Genomic DNA, 17,355 nt, shown 5'->3' on the forward strand with positions numbered 1-17,355 from the left:
TGTCACTCGCGCCCTTGACGATGGAGAGTCCTCCACTCCTTCATGAGTTCGGGGTGTTCGACCCCGAACCAGTCATGCACGCTGCGCCAGCTCTGGCGCAGCCGTTCATACGCCGCGACCGCTTCGGTATCGGGCGTGTAGATCCGAGACGGAGCGCTGACGAGTGCCGCAGCTCGATCCCAGTCCTCGATCAGACCTGCGGCGAGGGCCCCGTGGAGGGCCGCTCCGAGCGCCGGCGTATTGGCGGATGCGCTGACTTCGATCTCGCGCCCTGTGACATCTGCGAGGATCTGCATGAGGAGGGGGCTCTTCTTCGACAGTCCTCCGCACGCGATGATCCGCTCGATCGCAATGCCGCATTCCTCGAAGGCTTCGAGTATCACCTGTTGACCGAAAGCCACTCCCTCGAGGAGGGCGCGATACAGATCGACGACGCTTGTCGTCAATGTGATTCCCGCGAAGACACCGGACAGATCCGCATTGATGAGGACGGACCGATTGCCGTTCAACCAGTCAAGGGCGACGACGCCTGTCGAGGCCGGCGCCAGCTTCTCCGCTTCGGCTTCCAGGTGGGCGAATAGGGATGAACGGGAAACGGGCTCGCCGCCGACCTGCGCCAAACGCAGCACGTCGACGAACCAGCTGAAAGCGTCGCCCACGCCCGCCTGCCCCGCCTCATACGCCCAGTGACCCGGAATGATGCCGTCACGAACAACACCTTGGATTCCTGCGACTCTTTCGTGACGCTCGTGCATGACGAGGTCGCACACGCTGGTTCCCATGACTGCGACGAGCGTTCCGGGTTTCGTGCAACCGACGCCGAGCAGCGCGACATGGGCATCCATATTGCCGATGGCGATGGGGAGGCCGGTTCGCAGACCGAGGCGCTCCGCCCATTCACCCGTGAGTCCGCCCGCGAAGTCGCCGGGATCGAGGAAGTCACGCCCGAGCCTCCCCAGGACTCCTGAGAATCCTGCTTCGACATCGTCGAGGACCGTCGCTTCCGGGTATCCCCCGCTTTCGACGCGATAAGACCCCTTGTATCCAGCAACGTGCCGACCTCGGACTTCATGCCCGACGAGCTGTGAAACGATCCAGTCCTCCTGTTCGATGAGAAGCTCCGCGCGATCCCAGACTTCAGGTGCACACCGCAGGATGAGCAGAGCCTTCGGCAGCATCCATTCGGGGGATAGCGCTCCTCCGTAGTCTTCAAGGAAATCCGGGGTATCGGCGAAGCGCCTATTGAGGTCCTCTGCGCAATCCTGGGAGGCATGATCCTTCCACAGCCTCGCCCAGGCCCAGGGGTTCTTTCGTAGGTCATCGAGACGAGAAAGCGGGGTCAGATCACGCCTTGCGGGCACGACGGTGCACGCGGTGGTGTCGATGCCCAAAGAAACGATGTCCGAGCCGTCGACGCCTGCCTCGCGAACCGCGCCCTGAATCGAATCAGCGAGGGCATCCATCCAGTCATCCGGGTCCTGAAGCGCCCATTGAGGGGGGAGAGCCTCACCTGTGACCCACAGTTCGCGATCCATGACGCCGTGGGTGTACATGGACACGGCGCTTCCGATCTCGTCTCCGGTCTCGAGATCGAGCAGGAGAGCCCGGGCAGACTCCGTTCCGAAATCGACTCCGCAGCCAATGCGCGACATCGCCACACCTCCGAGAGTTGCTCATTTGAGCGCTACATTACGCTCAGATAAACTAAAGATAGCTCCACTCACTTGTGAATGCAACACTTCTCTTATATGCTCATATGAGCATCTATGGAGAGGGGCCGGCGACAATGGAGACCTATGACGACGTATCCCCCTCGACAGAGCCCGACCGCGAAGGTCTCCTCGCTCGAATCGCACGCAGCTTCTACCTCGACGACATGAGCAAGGTGGAGATCGCCGCCCACTACGGAATCTCGCGCTTCAAGGTGGCTCGCCATCTTCAAGAGGCCTGCGAGCGAGGAATCGTCCGCATCACGATTCGCACGCCCAACGAACAAAGGACCGATCTCACGAGCGCTCTCGAAGGGCATCTCGGCATCTCCCATGTTCGACTCGTCCCCCCCTCGTCCGACATCGTCAAAGAACGTCAGGCACTCGGCGCGACAGCCGCAGAGATCCTCACGACCCATTTGCGCATGGGTCAACGGGTGGGATTCTCCTGGGGACGAACACTGCTACCGATCGCCGACTACCTGGGAGAGCTCCCCTCGGCGGAGTTCGTGCAACTCACCGGCGTCGTCGGCAACGATCCATCGAAGTCCCCGATCGAAATCATCGGAGCGATCAGCCGTCGCTCCGGATCCACCGCGAAAGCGCTAATTGCTCCCCTGTTCTCCGCATCGGCAACAGTGGTTCATGCCCTGCGTCAAGAACCGGCCGTCACCGAGGTTCTCGCACTCTACGAGAAGCTCGATATGGCCTTCCTGTCGGTGGGGTCATGGCGTCCGCGCGTGACTCAACTGGCTCAGCACATCAGCACTGCCGATCAGCTCGACCTTGATTCCAAAGGCGCCTGCGCAGACTTCGGCGGTCTCTTCTTCGACACGAAGGGCCGCTATGTGGATACCCCGATCAACGAATGCAGACTCTCCGTCAGCGTCGAACAGCTTCTCGCCACTCCGATGGTGGTCGCTGTCGCCGGACAGATCGAGAAGGTCCACGCGATCCATTCCGTGTGTTCATCGGGCTTGGCGACCCACCTTGTGACGACAACGGAGGTCGCTGAAGCACTCCTGGACATGGATCCCATCACGAAGACCGCGTACCAACGAAACTGAGCAATGTATCAGCACTGGGCCGAAACGACGCGTCCCGTGTCGGCTGCGCTTCAACCTTTTCCCAACTCGAAACGGAAATAGAAAGCAGGTGAGCTCTTCCCCTGCCCGGGAAGGCGCGAGCCATCGAGTCGATCGCTCGATCCGGGGTGATCTCCGCGCTCATCACGACAGATGAAGTCGCCCTCGATATCTTGGAGCGGAATTCGCCTGAGCCCGCGTCAAGAATCTGAGCGGCCGTGGGAGCTCCCCGCCGATCCGCGCGCGCCCACGCTCCGGAACGCACACTCGACACCCCTCGTGCCCGCCGAGCCACGCCGAGAGTACGAGCCGGTAAAGATCAGGTCCGGCTAGCTGTACTTCCTCGGGAGGTTGTGAACGGCGTGGATAGGTGAAGGCCTCCTTGGCAGGATGTGGGTTACCACACTCGCAACCTGTACAAGGAGGCCTTCGTGACACACGCTAATGCACCGTTGACGCCGGAGGGAAGGCGCCGCCTGGCGTCCTTGGTGGTTGATGAGGGGTGGCCGATGCGCCGGGCCGCCGAACGGTTCGGATGCTCGCCGGCAACGGTCAAGCGGTGGGTGGACCGGTATCGGGCGGGCGCGCCCCTTTCCGACCGGTCCTCCCGCCCCAATCACTGCCCCACCCGCCTGCCCAAGCGCGTCGAGCGGCGCATCATCGCCTTGCGTTTCACTCGCCACTGGGGCCTGCATCGCCTACCACCTGCATTTGGCCCGCTCCACGGTCGGGCGGGTCCTGAACCGCTACCACATGCCGCTCCTCGCGCACGTCGACCGGGCCACAGGGCTCGCGGTGCGCAACTGCCCGTGCCGGTCGATGAGGCGGCCGATAGTGGGCCCGATGACGGCGCCGGCGATCGACATCACCGCCGCGGCGACGCCGGCGCTCGAGTAGGAGCCGTAGACGTCGCGCGCTCCGATGAGGAGGGCCATGTTCACCATCGCGTAGGGGAACTGGATGATGACCCCGCCGAGGAGGAAGCGGGCGACATGCGGACGGCGGAGGAGGGCCGCGTATGCGTGCAGCCCCCCTCCTTCACTCGAGGTCATTCGACTCCTTGACGATTCACTCGGTCTCGGCGAGCACCCGGGCGGCCTGCTTCGCCATACCGAGGGCGACGTATTCGCCGGGCTCGGGTAGTTCCACAACGGCATCTAGCATGTCTGCTGCCAGGGCCTGGACGGCTGTCGACTTCACGCCACCACCGACAATGAGCACCTTGTTCAACGGGACACCAAGCGCGCGCATGGCATCGAGCGCGTAGCGCATGAGGTTGAGCAGACCTTCAACCGTGGCGCGAGCAACGTGCGCACGGTCGGAGTTAGCCAACGTCATGCCGCGGAGCTCCGCCGTCGCATCGGGCAGGTTCGGGGTGCGTTCGCCTTCGAAGTAGGGGATCAGCTCGAGGCCTCCGGCATCCGGGACAGACAGGGCGTATTCGTCGAACTCTTTATAGTTCAGGCCGGTCACCTTCATCATCGCGTCGATAATGCGCGACGCATTGAGGGTGCACGCCAACGGTAGCCAGTTGCCCGATGCATCGGAGAATCCTGTCACCAGACCGGACGGATCAGCAACGGATGTTGCCGACACTGCTGCGACCACACCAGAGGTTCCGAGAGACAGCAGGGCACTGCCCGGCTCCAGGTCGACGCCCAGCGCAGAAGCAGCGTTATCGCCAGCGCCAGGGCCAAGGACAATGTCTCCCCAGCCACGCTCAGGGTCACCGTGACCGACCACGTCCCACGGACCAGCAATGGTCGGAAGAATGATAGAGGCAGCCGTGGCCTCGTCGATACGAAGCGCAGAGGCGAGAATATCGCGACGGTACGTCGGGGTCTCGCGTGCCATGTAGCCGGTGCCCGACGCGTCGGAGCGGTCGGTTGCCAGCTGGTCCAACGCGGGCTTGCCCATGATGCGCCAGGTCAGATAATCGTGCGGAAGGCAGATTGCGGCGATCTTGGCGACATTCTCGGGCTCGTTATCGGCGAGCCAACGCAACTTGGTGACGGTCAACGATGCGACGGGAACGGAACCCGTGGCCTCGGCCCACCATGCAGCGCCCTCAGAGCTGGCATCGTCGCGGTCATCGGTGCCACGTTCGCGAATAAGGTCGCGCGCAGCACCAGCCGAACGCGTGTCGTTCCACAGCAGGGCGGGACGGATGACGTTGCCGTCCTTATCCAGGCAGACCATGCCGTGCTGCTGACCGCCGACGGACAGGGCAGCCACATCGTCCAAACCGCCGGCACGTTCAAGGGCCTCCTCGAAGGCATCCCACCATTTTTCGGGATCAACTTCGGTGCCATCCGGGTGCGAGGCCTTGCCCTGGCGGACGATGGTGGACGTAGCGGGGTCGTAGATGACGACCTTGCAGGACTGGGTCGACGTATCAACACCGGCAACGTAGGGGCGAAGAGTGCTCATATATGCTCCAAAAGTAAGGGCTTTTCGAAGTGGCACCGATGCCACTTTTCCAAGCGAAGGAAGCGAAAGTACCCAAACGGGCGGTCACCAAAAGCTGGCGACCGCCCGTAAGGATAGTGTCGATCAGGCGCGGCCCAAAGTATCGACGATGTAGTTGTTAATCGTAGCCTTCACAGACTCGAGATGGTCCGACTTCGTGGCTGCAACAAGGTCAGCCTGCGGAATGTCAAGTGAGTGTGCTTCCAGCGAGGCGAGGGAGGCTGTGCCATCTTCGACCGTCGCACCGATGCCCGAATCGAAGGACGAGTAGCGCTCGGAGACGAGATCTTCGATAAGTCCTTCTTCGTGCATGCGGGCTGCGACCAACAGGCCGGCTGCGTAGGAGTCCATGCCAACAACGTGGGCGCGGAAAAGGTCCTCAGCGGTGAACGAGGTACGGCGCGGCTTGGCGTCAAAGTTCAGGCCACCGTGCGGGCCGATCTGGCCTTCTGCGAGGACCTCCCACATGACTGCGGTGGTCTCGTAGAGGTCTGACGGGAATTCGTCGATGTCCCAACCGATGAGCTTGTCGCCCTGGTTGGCATCGAGAGAACCGAGCATGCCAGCTTCGCGTGCCACGCGAATTTCGTGCTGGTAGGTGTGACCAGCAAGGTTGGCGTGGTTGCCTTCGAGGTTCAGCTTGAAGTGATCCTGCAGGCCGTAGGTCTGGAGGAAGGCGATGGTGGTTGCTGCGTCGAAATCGTACTGGTGGCTCGTCGGCTCCTTCGGCTTCGGCTCGAGCATGAACTGAGCGTCGAGACCGATTTCCTTGGCGTAGTCAACGCACATCTGGAACATTGCTGCGATGTGGTCTTGCTCGCGCTTGAGGTCAGTGTTCCACAGGTTCTCGTACCCTTCGCGACCGCCCCAGAACACGTAGTTCTCTGCGCCCAGGCGCTTGGCGATTTCCAGGGAATGCTTCAGCTGTGCGCCGGCGTAGGAGTAGATCTCGGCGAACGGCGAGGTTGCTGCGCCGGAAACGAAGCGGCGGTTGGTGAACAGCGAAGAGGTGTTCCACAGGAGCTTGACGCCGGTTTCCTTCTGCTTTGCTTCGATCGCATCGACAACCTTGTCGAGATTTGCGTTGGTCTCGCGAAGTGTGTCGCCTTCGGGAGCGATGTCGCGGTCATGGAAGCAGAAGTAGTCAACGCCCAGCGCCTTGTAGAAGTCAAAGGCGTAGTCGACCTTGGCCAGTGCCAGATCGAGTGGCTTGGAGTACTTGCCATCGAAGGGGCGCTGCGCTGTGCCCTCACCGAAGGGATCGACGAGTTCGGCCTGGAAGGAGTGCCAGTAGGCAACACCGAAGCGCAGCCATTCGCGCATGGTCTTGCCGGCGACCACTCGCTCGGCGTCGTAGTAGCGGAAGCCAAGACCCTGACGGAGCGACGATGTTCCGACGAAGGGGATCTTGTCGATGTTCCAGAGATTCTCAGACATGGTTGCCTCTCAGAGATTCAGAGATCGATATGATCGCTTTTGTTACATAACAAAACATACTGTGTGAAATGTACTAGAGTCAAGAGCATGGCAGCAGCAATTCGTCGACACACGTCGGTTTCCCAGCGAGCACCCCAGCGCCCGTCGGAGCGCGCAATGGCGGGCGTGAAGGCTGAAAGCCTGCGTGCATTGAACCTCTCCCTCGCCCTGCGACATATCCTTGCCGCCCCCGGAGAGATCTCCCGATCAGGAATTTCTCAAGCAACAGGCATTACGCGGGCCACCATCTCGCGCCTCGTCGATGAGCTTATCAACGCGGGCCTCGTTCTCGAACTTGAACCATCCATCGGCGGACGAGGTCGCCCAGCCAATCGACTCACACCAGCCCCAGGAAGGGCGGTCGCGCTGGGGCTCGAAGTCAATATTTCCGCCCTTGACGCTGTTATCATCGATCTGAGTGGCAACGAAATTGAACGAAATCGCATCGAAGGCGACTTTGCGAACTCCGATCACGTCGAAGTGATGACCTCATTGGCCGACATGGCACACGCTCTCGTCGAGGAACATCTTCCCGATGGAGCAATTTTCCTCGGCAGTGGATTGGCTCTTCCAGGCCTCGTATCCCCCGACCGACTGGCACTCGCACCCAACTTGGGATGGCGCGACATCCCCCTAGAAAAGCTGCTCGCTCCCCTATCAGACCTCTACCCTGCGATCGTTGCCAACGAAGCCGACCTGGCCGCCTTCGCTGTCGCACACCCACTTCCCGGCGTTCCCTCGGGGCCCGCGTCATTCGTCTACATATCGGGCGAAGTTGGCATCGGCGCCGGCATCATTGTCGACCATCGTCCGTTCAGCGGAGCACACGGGTGGTCCGGCGAAATCGGCCACATCTGCGCAGACCCTTCCGGTCCCCTCTGCTCGTGCGGGACTACCGGTTGCCTCGAGGCATACCTCGGTCTGCGCGCCCTCGCTGAGCGCTCCGGACTTGATCGCCACGCAACCGTTGAAGACATTCGCAAGGCGGCAGAAAACGGTTCGAAGCAAGCACGTGAAGCCCTCGAAGAAGGCGGAGCAGCCCTTGGTCGAGCGCTTTCAGCCGTCATCAACTCTGCGGACATCCCGCTGGTTCTGCTCGGCGGAATTGTCGCTGAACTGAGCGAATGGCTTGTGCCCGTAGCTGAAAAGGAAATCGAAACCCGCGTTCTTCAATACGCCTGGTCTCAGCCGAAACTCGAAGTAATCCGAGATTCCCAAGGTCTTGACTCGCGCGGAGCGGCATATCGAATTCTGCAGCGCTTGGTCGATGACCCCATGGCATGGACAGCATGACAAACTCCGCAGAACATCACGGTTTTCATTCAGGGTGCCGCAATTTCACTCAATGTGCGGGTTAATCTGTATCCATGATCGGAGATGAGAAACCCCGCCCACGCCTTGTTGATGTCGCTCAAGCGGCAGGCGTTTCAGTTTCCACAGCTTCACGTGCTCTAGGACGAGGTTCCGAGCTCATCGGTGCGCAAACGCGCGACCACGTTCGAGAGGTCGCACGCAAACTTGGCTACAGAGTGAACCCCGTCGCCAGATCTCTTCGCCTAGCCAAAACGAAGCAGATCGGCATGCTCGTCCCTTCGATCTCCAACCCGTTCTACACGGACCTCATTGTTCAAGTCGAGCACCACTTATCCCAGCGCGGCCTTTCCCTGCTCATTTCCGATGCGGAAATGTCTGTCACTACGGAAGACTTGAAGCTTCGCTCATTCGAAGGGGGTTCGGTAGACGGTCTGATCATCGTGCCCTGTCACGAATCTTTCTCAACGCCCTCCCTAGAGCGCGCGGCAGCCTTGGTGCCAACCGTCCAGCTCGACAGAGCCGTCTCTTTGCCTCACATCCCATTCGTTGGCGTTGACGATGCACACGGCGTTCGCGAAGTCTTAGGACACCTGAAGGAACGCGGAGCACGTCGCATCGCGATGCTGTCGAATACGGGCTCTGATCTATCGTCCGTTAAGCGTGTGACCGAAGCGCGCCGGGCTGCTCCCGAGTTCGGGATGGAACTTGCGGACAGCGATGTCCTTGAATGCAACCATTCCGTCGAATCGGCACGTAGCGCAGTTTCAACCCTGATCAACGGGGGAAATCGCTGGGACGCGATCGTGTGTCTGAACGATCTTCTTGCCATCGGCGCAATTACAGAGCTCCGTCATCGTGGCTTCGGTATTCCCGAGGACATCATGGTCACCGGCTTTGACGATATTCAGTTCGCCGAACTGATGCGCCCATCCGTGACTACGCTACGCCAACCTCTTCCGGAAATTGCACGCCAGGGTGTAGAGCTTCTCCTTGACGAGTCGGACTCTGAGTTGCCCAAGCGTATCTTGGTTAAAGGTGAGCTGGTCATCCGGCAGTCGACGATCCCAGAATTTTAAACGGTCCGCAGCTGTACACAATCCCGAGGCTGAACAGGCCCAAGGGTTAAAAAGCCCAGAGTTTTTAGACCACCACTGTCTGAGCACGGTCGTCCGCGACCTTATCGGCATACTCGTACCGGCCTCGCGGCACCGTAGCACCTTGAGGCTTATAGGACAAATTGTGTTGATGGGTTAGTTCGGGGTGGGGTTTCATGGGGTGCAGGCATCGTGCCTGCCCCCACTGCTGAGCCTGGTTAATATCGAAAAGGGCATTAGCCCCTAATCCTGGTATGAACCTTCGTTTTGGTGATCAGGTGTTCAACCTGTTAACCCGTATCGCCTATCGACTTAGAACTTATAGCTGAATTTATGGTGGGGTCAATGCCTTCTTCAGGCATTGACCCCACCATAGGTTATCTGTCAGATTAAGACACGTTTTCTAGCGCGCGTGCTTTGGCTGGCGCCGCCGGGCAACCAGGTAGGCACCGGCACCCGCGCTGATTGCCGATAGCCCCAAAATGGTGGACAGGTCGTCGGCTCCGGTTTTACCCAAGCCGGACCTGGAGGCGTTATCCGGTTCACCTGCGTGCTTGCCTCTATAGGCTGACCCGGGAGCGATGCAGTCTTGATAGAGCTTCTCGTAGGTGGCTTTTGCCTTATCCAACTGAGTGTTAGCCTGCTGCAGGGCTGCTTCAAATGGCGCTAGCGCGGCTTTAGCTTCTTTATAGGCGGCCTCTAACTGCTGTACTTCCTCGGTAGCAGTATCTGCTGCCTGCGCGGCTTCCAGATAAGCTTGATACTTTGCGAGGACGTCATCGATCGCCTGCTGGGTTTCGGCACTAACGCGGGTAGCTGCCGGTGCACGCATCGCCATTATGCTCAGCAGTGCTACGGGAGCAGGTGCGCTACCAGGTTGTTGTCCTATCCAGGTGTCGAGGTCGGGTACTTTCTGTGCGCCGTCGTTATCTACCGCAGCCTGATCTTTAGCTTTCTGGGCAGTCTCTTTGGCCGTGTTGGCATCTACTGCTTCTTGATCGGCGGTGTCTTTAGCTTTCTGCGCATCCTCTACTGCTTTCGCCGCGGCATCTGCTTTAGCTTGCGCCTCATCGGCAGCCTTTTGGGCGGCTGCTTTGTCTGCGTAATCTTTGGCTGCCGCGTCGTTTACCGTCTTGGCATCCGCTGCTTTTTGATCAGCGGTGTCTTTAGCTGCCTGCGCATCTTGTGCCCGGGTTTCGGCCTCGGCAGCTTTCTGCTTCGCTTCATTTAGCTTGGTGGTGGCATCGGCTACTGCCGCATCAGCTTTAGCTTTTTCGTCTTTAGCGGTATTCAGGGCAGCGTCTGCCTGCTTTACTGCATTTTCTGCCTCATCCAACTGCTTCTTAGCGTCAGCCTTGGTGGCAACTACTGCGTCATAGTTCTCTTTGGCCGCATCCAAAGCTTTTTGCTTTTCGTCCACTGTTTTTTGCGCGTCATCAGCAGCTTGCTGTTTGGCGTTAACCTCATTTTGTGCCTGGGTGACTGCTTCATCTGCTGCCGCTTTAGCCTTTTCAGCGTTGACCAGTTCCGTGGCTTTGTTTTGAACTACACCGTCTTGAGCTTTAACAGCTGCCTTGGCATCTTTCAAAGCTTGCTCGGCAGCGGGAACCGCAACTTTAGCATTATTAAGTGCTGCTTCTGCTTCGTCCAGCGCTTTCTGGCAAGCCTCACAATTCTTCGCTTCCTTAGCGGCGTTATCCTTCGCGTTCTGTAAGTTTGTCTCTGCAGTTTTTTGTGCGGCCTGCTTTGCCGCAAGCGTGACTTGAGCTGCATTTAACGCAGTCTGCGCATCTGTAGTACCTTTAGTAGCTGTCTCCTTCAAAGGAGCATAGTAGTTTAGGAGTCTTTCCCTATACTCTGATACCGAGTAGGACTTTTCTGCGGTGTAAGTGCGGAACTGTTGAATATTTGCCATTGGATTCGAACCGAAACCAAAACCAGTATACAGAAATTCCTGTTTCATTAGCGATTCATAGTGTCCCGTGGTATTAACAATCCAATACCCGTACTTAGCTTTTTTGTTATCAGAGTAGCTAACCGGACCACCATTATCGTCATAAAAATGCTTTTCAGCGTTATACCAACCGTCGTAAGGATTCAAAGACCAAGCTAGATTTTCTCCACTTCTACCAACTTCTTGCAGAACTCCCCAGTTATGAGTGTGGTTCTTGGTAATTGCGGAACCATTAGCGTTTATTTGGGCAAGTGCCATTAACTGGTCCGTCACTCGAAGGGCATCCATGGAACCAAAGTTGTTATCCCCAGCTGTTCTAAAACCATTTCCTTGATCGATATAGTCCAGAGCTTTCAGCATATTTTCAAGCGAAGTCGCATCCCCGTCAGCACCTATATGAGTGTGGTTCACAAGGGGCGTATCACCGATTTTGTAATCTGTATTGAGCTCTTCCAAGGCCTTAGTTGCATTCATCTTTTCGAAGAAGCCTTTTGATCCTTTAGCAATCTGCGCTTTAGCATCAGCTTTGGAAGCTTCCAGAGCCTCTTTCGCTGCCTTAACCGCTGCTTCCGCGTCTTTGACTGCCTGGTCTGCGGCATTCTTTTCGTTTTGCGCAGTAGTTACCGCTGCATTAGCAGCGTCGCATTTTGGCTGCTGTGCATCCAAGTCTTTTTGCGCTTTATCTCTATTGGCTTCAGCCTCTTTTTGCGCCTGGACGGCTTCCTCATAGGCGGTCCGCTTTTCCGCCTGTGCCTGGCTTAACTTACCTAGCTCAGTCTTTGCATCTTCAAAGGCATTTGTCGCGTCAACAACCGCCTGCGCTTTCCCTGCCGTGGCATCCTGCTTTTCTTTCAGTGTCGCTTTAGCAGCCGCAAGCGCTTCATCTGCAGTTTTCCTAGCCTCGGCAGCAACGTCCTTTTCCTGTTGCGCCTGATCTACCTTTGCTTGTGCTTCACTGACCGCATCGTCGTTTTCCAGAACATCTTTAACGTCCTGCAATTTATTCTGCGCGTCAGCTAAGGCTTCTTCTTTATTTTTTACCTCATCCGCAGCGTCTTGAGCTTTTTGCTCTGCGTCTTGCTTGGCGGTTTCAGTATTCTTGGCATCCTGGTCTGCCTGCTCCGCAGCCTTGGTGGCTGCGTCCAGGTTAGATTTAGCTTCCTCGGCTTTTTCTTGCGCCGTAGCCAGAGCTGCTGCGGCCTCATCGACAGCTTTCTTAGCTTCAGCTACTGCGTCAGCTCCGGGGGCAGCCGCCTGCGCCGCAGTATTTGCTTCGTCCGTTGCCTTTTTGTTCGTCTTGGCTTTACTGAGGTTTTCTTCGGCCTGCTTTTGCTGCTGCTTAGCCTGCTCTAAGCCCTTTTGAGCTTTATCCAGATTAGCAACTGCCGCCACCAAGGCTTGTGCCGCCTGGTCCTGCATCTGCTGGTGCGCAGCGGTGGCATCATCGCGCTTCTGCTGCTGGTCAGCTTGTGCCTTCCGCAAGGTATCCTGAGCGCCTGCATAAGCCGCGAGGGGCTCTGCAATCTCGGGTTTGGATTGTTCAACATCCAAATTTGTGGCCGCATCCGTGGCTTGCTGCTGGGCGCGCAGATAATCCTGATAGGCCTTGTTGACCGCAGCTACGTCAACTCCGACGCGGCACTGCGAAACAGCTCCCTGAATATTCAACTTGCCCTGCGGTTCTGCTTGATTAATCCCGAATGCCGCTCCCGCCGGAGCCACCAGTGCGATCCCGGTGCCTACTGCAATCGCTACCTTCGCAAGCTGTTTGCGCGCCATATCAATCCCCTCTGATTGGTTTAGTATTTCGCTCGAAATAGGTAAAGATTATAGATTCCCTGTAACCCTAATCCTACCCCACGCATAAAAGTCCAGCCGCCCTTTGGGTATTAACCCCAAAATGTTACTTAGCCCGGAACAGACGATAAAACAAGGAAAAAATCAACACATTTTGTCCTATAACCCCACCTTGACCTATACAGCAATCGGCGGGCCCATCACTGTCGTGATGGACCCGCCGATTTCAGTTCAGACGATGTTCAAACCGTCAGGATCTGCGTATCTGAGTCTCAGTACGCAAGACCCTTCGGTTCGTCTGCCAGCACTGCCGACTGCGGGTTAACAACCTCGAAACCGTTTGCCTTGTAGGCCTCGTAGTCGAAGTTCTCGCACTCGTCGAAGCCGATGCGGTGGTAGGCGTAGAAGCCTTCCCAATCTTCGTAACCGCTGCCAAGCTCCGACTCGAGGAATGCATCCGCCATGGCCATACCCTTACGTTCAGCGATGTAGAAAGCGCCCATGGCCAGCAGGTTTGCGCTGTTTGCGGCAGCTGCGCGACGAGCTGACGCAACGGATTCGCAGACGGCTGCGTGAACGTGAGGAACCTTTGAGGCTGCGATGTGGATACCCATGCCGGTGCCACAGAATGCCAGTGCTCGCTCGAATTCACCTTCGGCGATCTTCGCACCCAGAGCAAAACCGACTCTGTGATACATGGGAGTCTTATCAAGGTCCGGCGTAATGTCGGTGACGGTCCACCCACGATCCTGAAGGTGCTTCTTCACGGCCTCCTTCAGAGGGAAACCAGCGAAGTCGGCGCCGACGACAACGTGCTTGCTTCGTACGGTCTTCATTACTTCTTCCTTCCCGCAAGGAGGCCCTTGAAGGGGTTCTTGCCGTTGAATTCATTCATGCTGATAACGAACAGCAGGACGCCGCCCCAGATGAGGGGTCGGTAGAAATTGGAGATATTCGGGAACATGTTGAGGCCCGAAGACAGGACCTGCAGCACGAGGATCGCCATGACGACGCCGGCAATTCGACCACGGCCACCGTTGGGGTTCACGCCACCGAGGACGACGATCAGAACGGTCAGCAGTGTGTAGCTTGCGCCGTAGTCGGCCTTCGCGGAGTTGTAGTTCGCCAGCATGACAATGCCTGCGACGGCTGCCATGATGCCCGACAGGATGTAGGTGCGCATCAGCAGGCTGGTGATCTTCAGACCGGCAAAACGTGCCGCGGTTTCGTTCGTGCCGATCATCAGGATCTTGGTGCCAAAGCCGGTCAGGGTAAGGATCAGGCCGACGATGACGCAGCAGATGATGAAGATGACAAGTGGCATGGGGACAAGACCGCCCAGATGGGCTGCGAATACCGAACCGAATGCGTCGGGCACGCCTGAAACGGGCTTGCCTTCAGTCAGGATGATGGCGACACCACCGAAGAGTTCGAGTGTGCCCAGTGTTGCGAGGATTGGTGGAATCTTCAGCATGGAGACGAGCATGCCGTTGATGGCACCGCAAATTGTGCCAACAAGCAGTGCGATAACCAGTGCGATCACGACGGCGAGACCTGCTTGGCCACCACCATCGCCGGTGAGCATTGCTCGCAGGACAAGGGCTGCGCTAATCGATGTCACGTTTGCGATTGCCACGACCGAGAGGTCGATGCCTGCGGTGAACATGGTCAGCATGACGCCCAGAGCCATCAGACCGAATTCAGGGAACTGGATTGCCATCGACTGCCAGGTACGCAGGGCGAAGAAGGGGCCCGGGCGAATCACGGCGAAGAAGATGAGGAGCAGAGCGAAGACGATGACGAGCCTCGTCATGTAGGCATCCTTCGTCATGAAGGACGGGAGTGCGAAAGAACGCTTCTTTACGGATTCAGTAGTCATTTCACGCTCTCCTTTCACAGAATCGAGGCTCGTTGCTTGCGGCTACGAGCAACCTGGATTGCTGAAACGCCGGTACCAACGATGATCAGCAGGCCGAGCGCGAAGCCCTGCCAGAAGGTGGGAATACCGGTCAGAATCATGGAGTTCTGAACGATGACGATCAGCAGGGTGCCAAGCACGACACCGGTCAGGGAGCCGGTACCACCGGTAATGGCGGTTCCACCAAGGACGACGGCCGCGATGACCATCATTTCCATACCAAGCAGGTTGGTCGGGTGCATCTGACCCATGGAGGTCGTACGAACCATGCCCGCGAGTGCGGCGATGACACCAACGATGACGTAGAGCCAGAACTTGGTGCGACGGACCTTGAAGCCTGCTCGTTCTGCTGCGGATTCATCGCCACCGATGGCGAAGATGCCACGACCGAACATCGTGTATCGGGTGATGAAGTAGGCAATGGCCAGGACAACCACGAAGATGAGGAAGCTGGTCGGCATCGCGGACTGGAGTCCGGATTGCGTGTTCGTCACCGTAAACAGTGAGCTAGCGCCGAAGGTCTTCATGGATTCGGGAATGTTCGGGATCTGCACCGAGTTCAGTGCGCCCTGCATGACACCGGAGAAGACGTTCGAGGTGCCGAGCGTGATGATCAGCGTGGGAACGGTCAGCCACGAGGTGAAGATACCGTTGAAGGCACCAAGCAGTGCACCAAGGAGCATTGCCATCAGGAAGGGGACGATGACCGGTCCGTTGAATCCCTGATCGACAAGGAAACGCGTAGTTGCGTAAACGGCAAGCGATGCGAGGGCCGGGAAAGACACGTCGATGCCACCAGAAACCAGAACAAGGTGGGCGGCGACGGCGAAGAGTCCGGGGACGACCATTGCGTTTGCCAGGTCAACAAGGTTGTTTGCCGTGAAGAACTGACCGCTTCGTGCCTGGATGACGAGTGCAAGGGCAACGATAACCAGGAAAACCCAGAATTCGTTGGCTCGCAGGATCTTTGTTTTAAGAGACGTCATGTTCATCACGCTCCTTGAGTAGCAACGTCACGCGACATCAGTTCGCCGAGTTCGGCTTCGGATGTCTGGGCGGGGTCGATCGATTCACGGATTCGGCCAGCACGCATGATGAGGACCTTCGAGCAGTTCGTCAGAACTTCCGCGATGTCGTCAGAGATGATGACGATGGCCATGCCTTCGCGTGCGAGGCGCTGAAGGATGGAGTGAATCGTGTACTTGGAACCGATATCAACGCCGACCGTCGGACCGTTGAGGATCAGGACATCCGGTTTCGTTGCAAGCCACTTGGCAAGAACGACCTTCTGCTGATTACCACCGGAGAGAGTGGAGACCGCGTTGTCAGGATCGGGGGTCGCGACCTCGAGGTCTTTGACCCAACGCTTCTCTTCTTCGGCGATGCGCTTCTTATCGAGAACACCGAGTGCGCCAGCGAATTCGTCCATTTCTGAGATGACAATGTTTTCGCCGATGGAGCGTGACAGGAAGAGACCTTCTGTCAGTCGGTCTTCGGGGACCAGTGCGATACCAGCATCGATAGCGTCTTGGATGGACTTCAGGGTGACGGTCTTGCCGTTGATGGCGATCGATCCGGCATTCGTGGGCAGGGCGCCGAACAGTGCAAGAGCGAGTTCGGTACGGCCAGAGCCGAGCAGACCCGTAATACCCAGGATTTCGCCACCGTGGAGCGAGAAGTTCACGCCTTCGAAAGCCCCTTCTGAGCCCAGATCCTTGACCTCAAGGACGGGGTTTTCGGTCAGGGTTGATGCTTCGAAGCGAGTTTCGTCGAATTCCTTGCCCGTCATGTACTTAGCGAACTTGTGACGGTCGAGTTCGGATGAGTCGCAGGTGATGACCTTTTCGCCGGAGCGCAGGATCGTGAAGCGTTCGGAGATTTCGAAAACTTCTTCGAGCTTGTGCGAAACGAAGAGGATCGCAATACCGCGTGCTTTCAGATCGGAGATGATCTTGAAGAGGGCGTTGACCTCGTTCTTCGTCAGTGCCGTTGTGGGCTCGTCCATGATGATGAGCTTGGCGTCTGACATGAGTGCACGGCAGATGGCGACCAGCTGCTTGTCAGCAACCGAAAGGTCGCCGACGCGCGCATCAAGGTCGACATTGAAACCGATCTTGGCAACTGCTTCTTCAGCGATCTTCCTCAATCGCTTCCAATTAACGAGCTTTCGTCCGGCTGCGACCTCCGTCGTCATAGCAAGGTTTTCCATAACCGACAGGTTCGGGAAGACGGAGAAGTCCTGATAGATAACCTGGACGCCCGCGTCGATCGCTTCGAGCGGCGTCATCTTGGTCCAAGATTTTCCGTTAATTTCGATGGTTCCCGAGTCGGGCTCGTGGACACCAGAAATAACTTTAATAAGCGTTGATTTTCCGCAGCCATTCTCGCCGGCAAGACAGTGGATTTCACCGGGAGCGATGTCAAGATTGATGTCGTGAAGAGCGTGCACACCAGCAAAAGACTTGTTGATGTTCTTCACTGAAATAAGCGGCGTTGTCATAAATCGATTCCTTCCAGCCCGCATTTAGCGCATAGAGAT

At 57.7% G+C, this 17,355-nt stretch carries 12 protein-coding genes and 1 pseudogene; 4 read left to right on the forward strand and 9 right to left on the reverse strand.

Annotated features, from left to right (window positions below):
• Nucleotides 1–2: 2 nt before the first annotated feature.
• On the reverse strand, nt 3–1,652 hold the full coding sequence (locus tag HMPREF9241_RS01790) for a ribulokinase (RefSeq protein ID WP_006680569.1): 1,650 nt from the start codon (nt 1,650–1,652) through the stop codon (nt 3–5).
• Between the two features lie 104 nt (nt 1,653–1,756).
• Here HMPREF9241_RS01790 and HMPREF9241_RS01795 point away from each other — a divergent pair, with 104 nt between their 5' ends.
• Together HMPREF9241_RS01795 and HMPREF9241_RS08965 are read left to right on the forward strand one after the other, a co-directional pair.
• Nucleotides 1,757–2,776, forward strand: a complete 1,020-nt coding sequence (locus HMPREF9241_RS01795; protein ID WP_083856923.1) for a sugar-binding transcriptional regulator — start codon at nt 1,757–1,759, stop codon at nt 2,774–2,776.
• Between the two features lie 449 nt (nt 2,777–3,225).
• Nucleotides 3,226–3,604, forward strand: a pseudogene (locus HMPREF9241_RS08965) (helix-turn-helix domain-containing protein); the annotation flags it as partial.
• Here the strand turns inward: HMPREF9241_RS08965 and HMPREF9241_RS09365 are convergent.
• From HMPREF9241_RS09365 to xylA, 3 genes are all read right to left on the reverse strand, one after another.
• The gene (locus HMPREF9241_RS09365) at nt 3,541–3,846 is read right to left on the reverse strand and encodes a hypothetical protein (protein WP_006680571.1); all 306 of its coding nucleotides are present in this window, start codon (nt 3,844–3,846) and stop codon (nt 3,541–3,543) included. The pseudogene HMPREF9241_RS08965 and the gene HMPREF9241_RS09365 sit on opposite strands and share 64 nt — an antisense overlap.
• A 16-nt stretch (nt 3,847–3,862) precedes the next feature.
• The gene (locus HMPREF9241_RS01805; RefSeq protein ID WP_006680572.1) at nt 3,863–5,224 is read right to left on the reverse strand and encodes a xylulokinase; all 1,362 of its coding nucleotides are present in this window, start codon (nt 5,222–5,224) and stop codon (nt 3,863–3,865) included.
• 123 nt (nt 5,225–5,347) lie between these two features.
• The gene (gene xylA, locus HMPREF9241_RS01810; protein WP_006680573.1) at nt 5,348–6,700 is read right to left on the reverse strand and encodes a xylose isomerase; all 1,353 of its coding nucleotides are present in this window, start codon (nt 6,698–6,700) and stop codon (nt 5,348–5,350) included.
• A gap of 87 nt (nt 6,701–6,787) precedes the next feature.
• On the opposite strand from xylA, the gene HMPREF9241_RS01815 reads away from it, so the two are divergent.
• Nucleotides 6,788–8,032, forward strand: coding sequence for an ROK family transcriptional regulator (locus HMPREF9241_RS01815; RefSeq protein WP_006680574.1), 1,245 nt, complete (start codon nt 6,788–6,790; stop codon nt 8,030–8,032).
• Nucleotides 8,033–8,106: 74 nt separating this feature from the next.
• A complete protein-coding gene (locus HMPREF9241_RS01820) occupies nt 8,107–9,129 on the forward strand; it encodes a LacI family DNA-binding transcriptional regulator (RefSeq protein WP_006680575.1) in 1,023 nt (340 codons plus the stop codon).
• 421 nt (nt 9,130–9,550) lie between these two features.
• On the opposite strand, the gene HMPREF9241_RS08735 is transcribed toward HMPREF9241_RS01820, so the two are convergent.
• From HMPREF9241_RS08735 to HMPREF9241_RS01845, 5 genes are all read right to left on the reverse strand, one after another.
• Nucleotides 9,551–12,880, reverse strand: a complete 3,330-nt coding sequence (locus HMPREF9241_RS08735) for a hypothetical protein (RefSeq protein ID WP_006680576.1) — start codon at nt 12,878–12,880, stop codon at nt 9,551–9,553.
• A gap of 290 nt (nt 12,881–13,170) precedes the next feature.
• Entirely contained in the window at nt 13,171–13,734 is a 564-nt protein-coding gene (locus HMPREF9241_RS01830; protein ID WP_006680577.1) for an RpiB/LacA/LacB family sugar-phosphate isomerase, read from the reverse strand.
• Nucleotides 13,734–14,777: an ABC transporter permease gene (locus tag HMPREF9241_RS01835; protein WP_006680578.1), complete on the reverse strand. Its 1,044-nt coding sequence runs from the start codon at nt 14,775–14,777 to the stop codon at nt 13,734–13,736. Before HMPREF9241_RS01835 ends, HMPREF9241_RS01830 begins: the two co-directional genes overlap by 1 nt.
• A gap of 14 nt (nt 14,778–14,791) precedes the next feature.
• Entirely contained in the window at nt 14,792–15,802 is a 1,011-nt protein-coding gene (locus tag HMPREF9241_RS01840) for an ABC transporter permease (protein ID WP_006680579.1), read from the reverse strand.
• 5 nt (nt 15,803–15,807) lie between these two features.
• On the reverse strand, nt 15,808–17,316 hold the full coding sequence (locus HMPREF9241_RS01845) for a sugar ABC transporter ATP-binding protein (protein WP_006680580.1): 1,509 nt from the start codon (nt 17,314–17,316) through the stop codon (nt 15,808–15,810).
• Between the last annotated feature and the right edge of the window lie 39 nt (nt 17,317–17,355).

The sequence above is a fragment of the Schaalia turicensis ACS-279-V-Col4 genome (assembly GCF_000296505.1).
Taxonomy (GTDB): domain Bacteria; phylum Actinomycetota; class Actinomycetes; order Actinomycetales; family Actinomycetaceae; genus Pauljensenia; species Pauljensenia turicensis_A.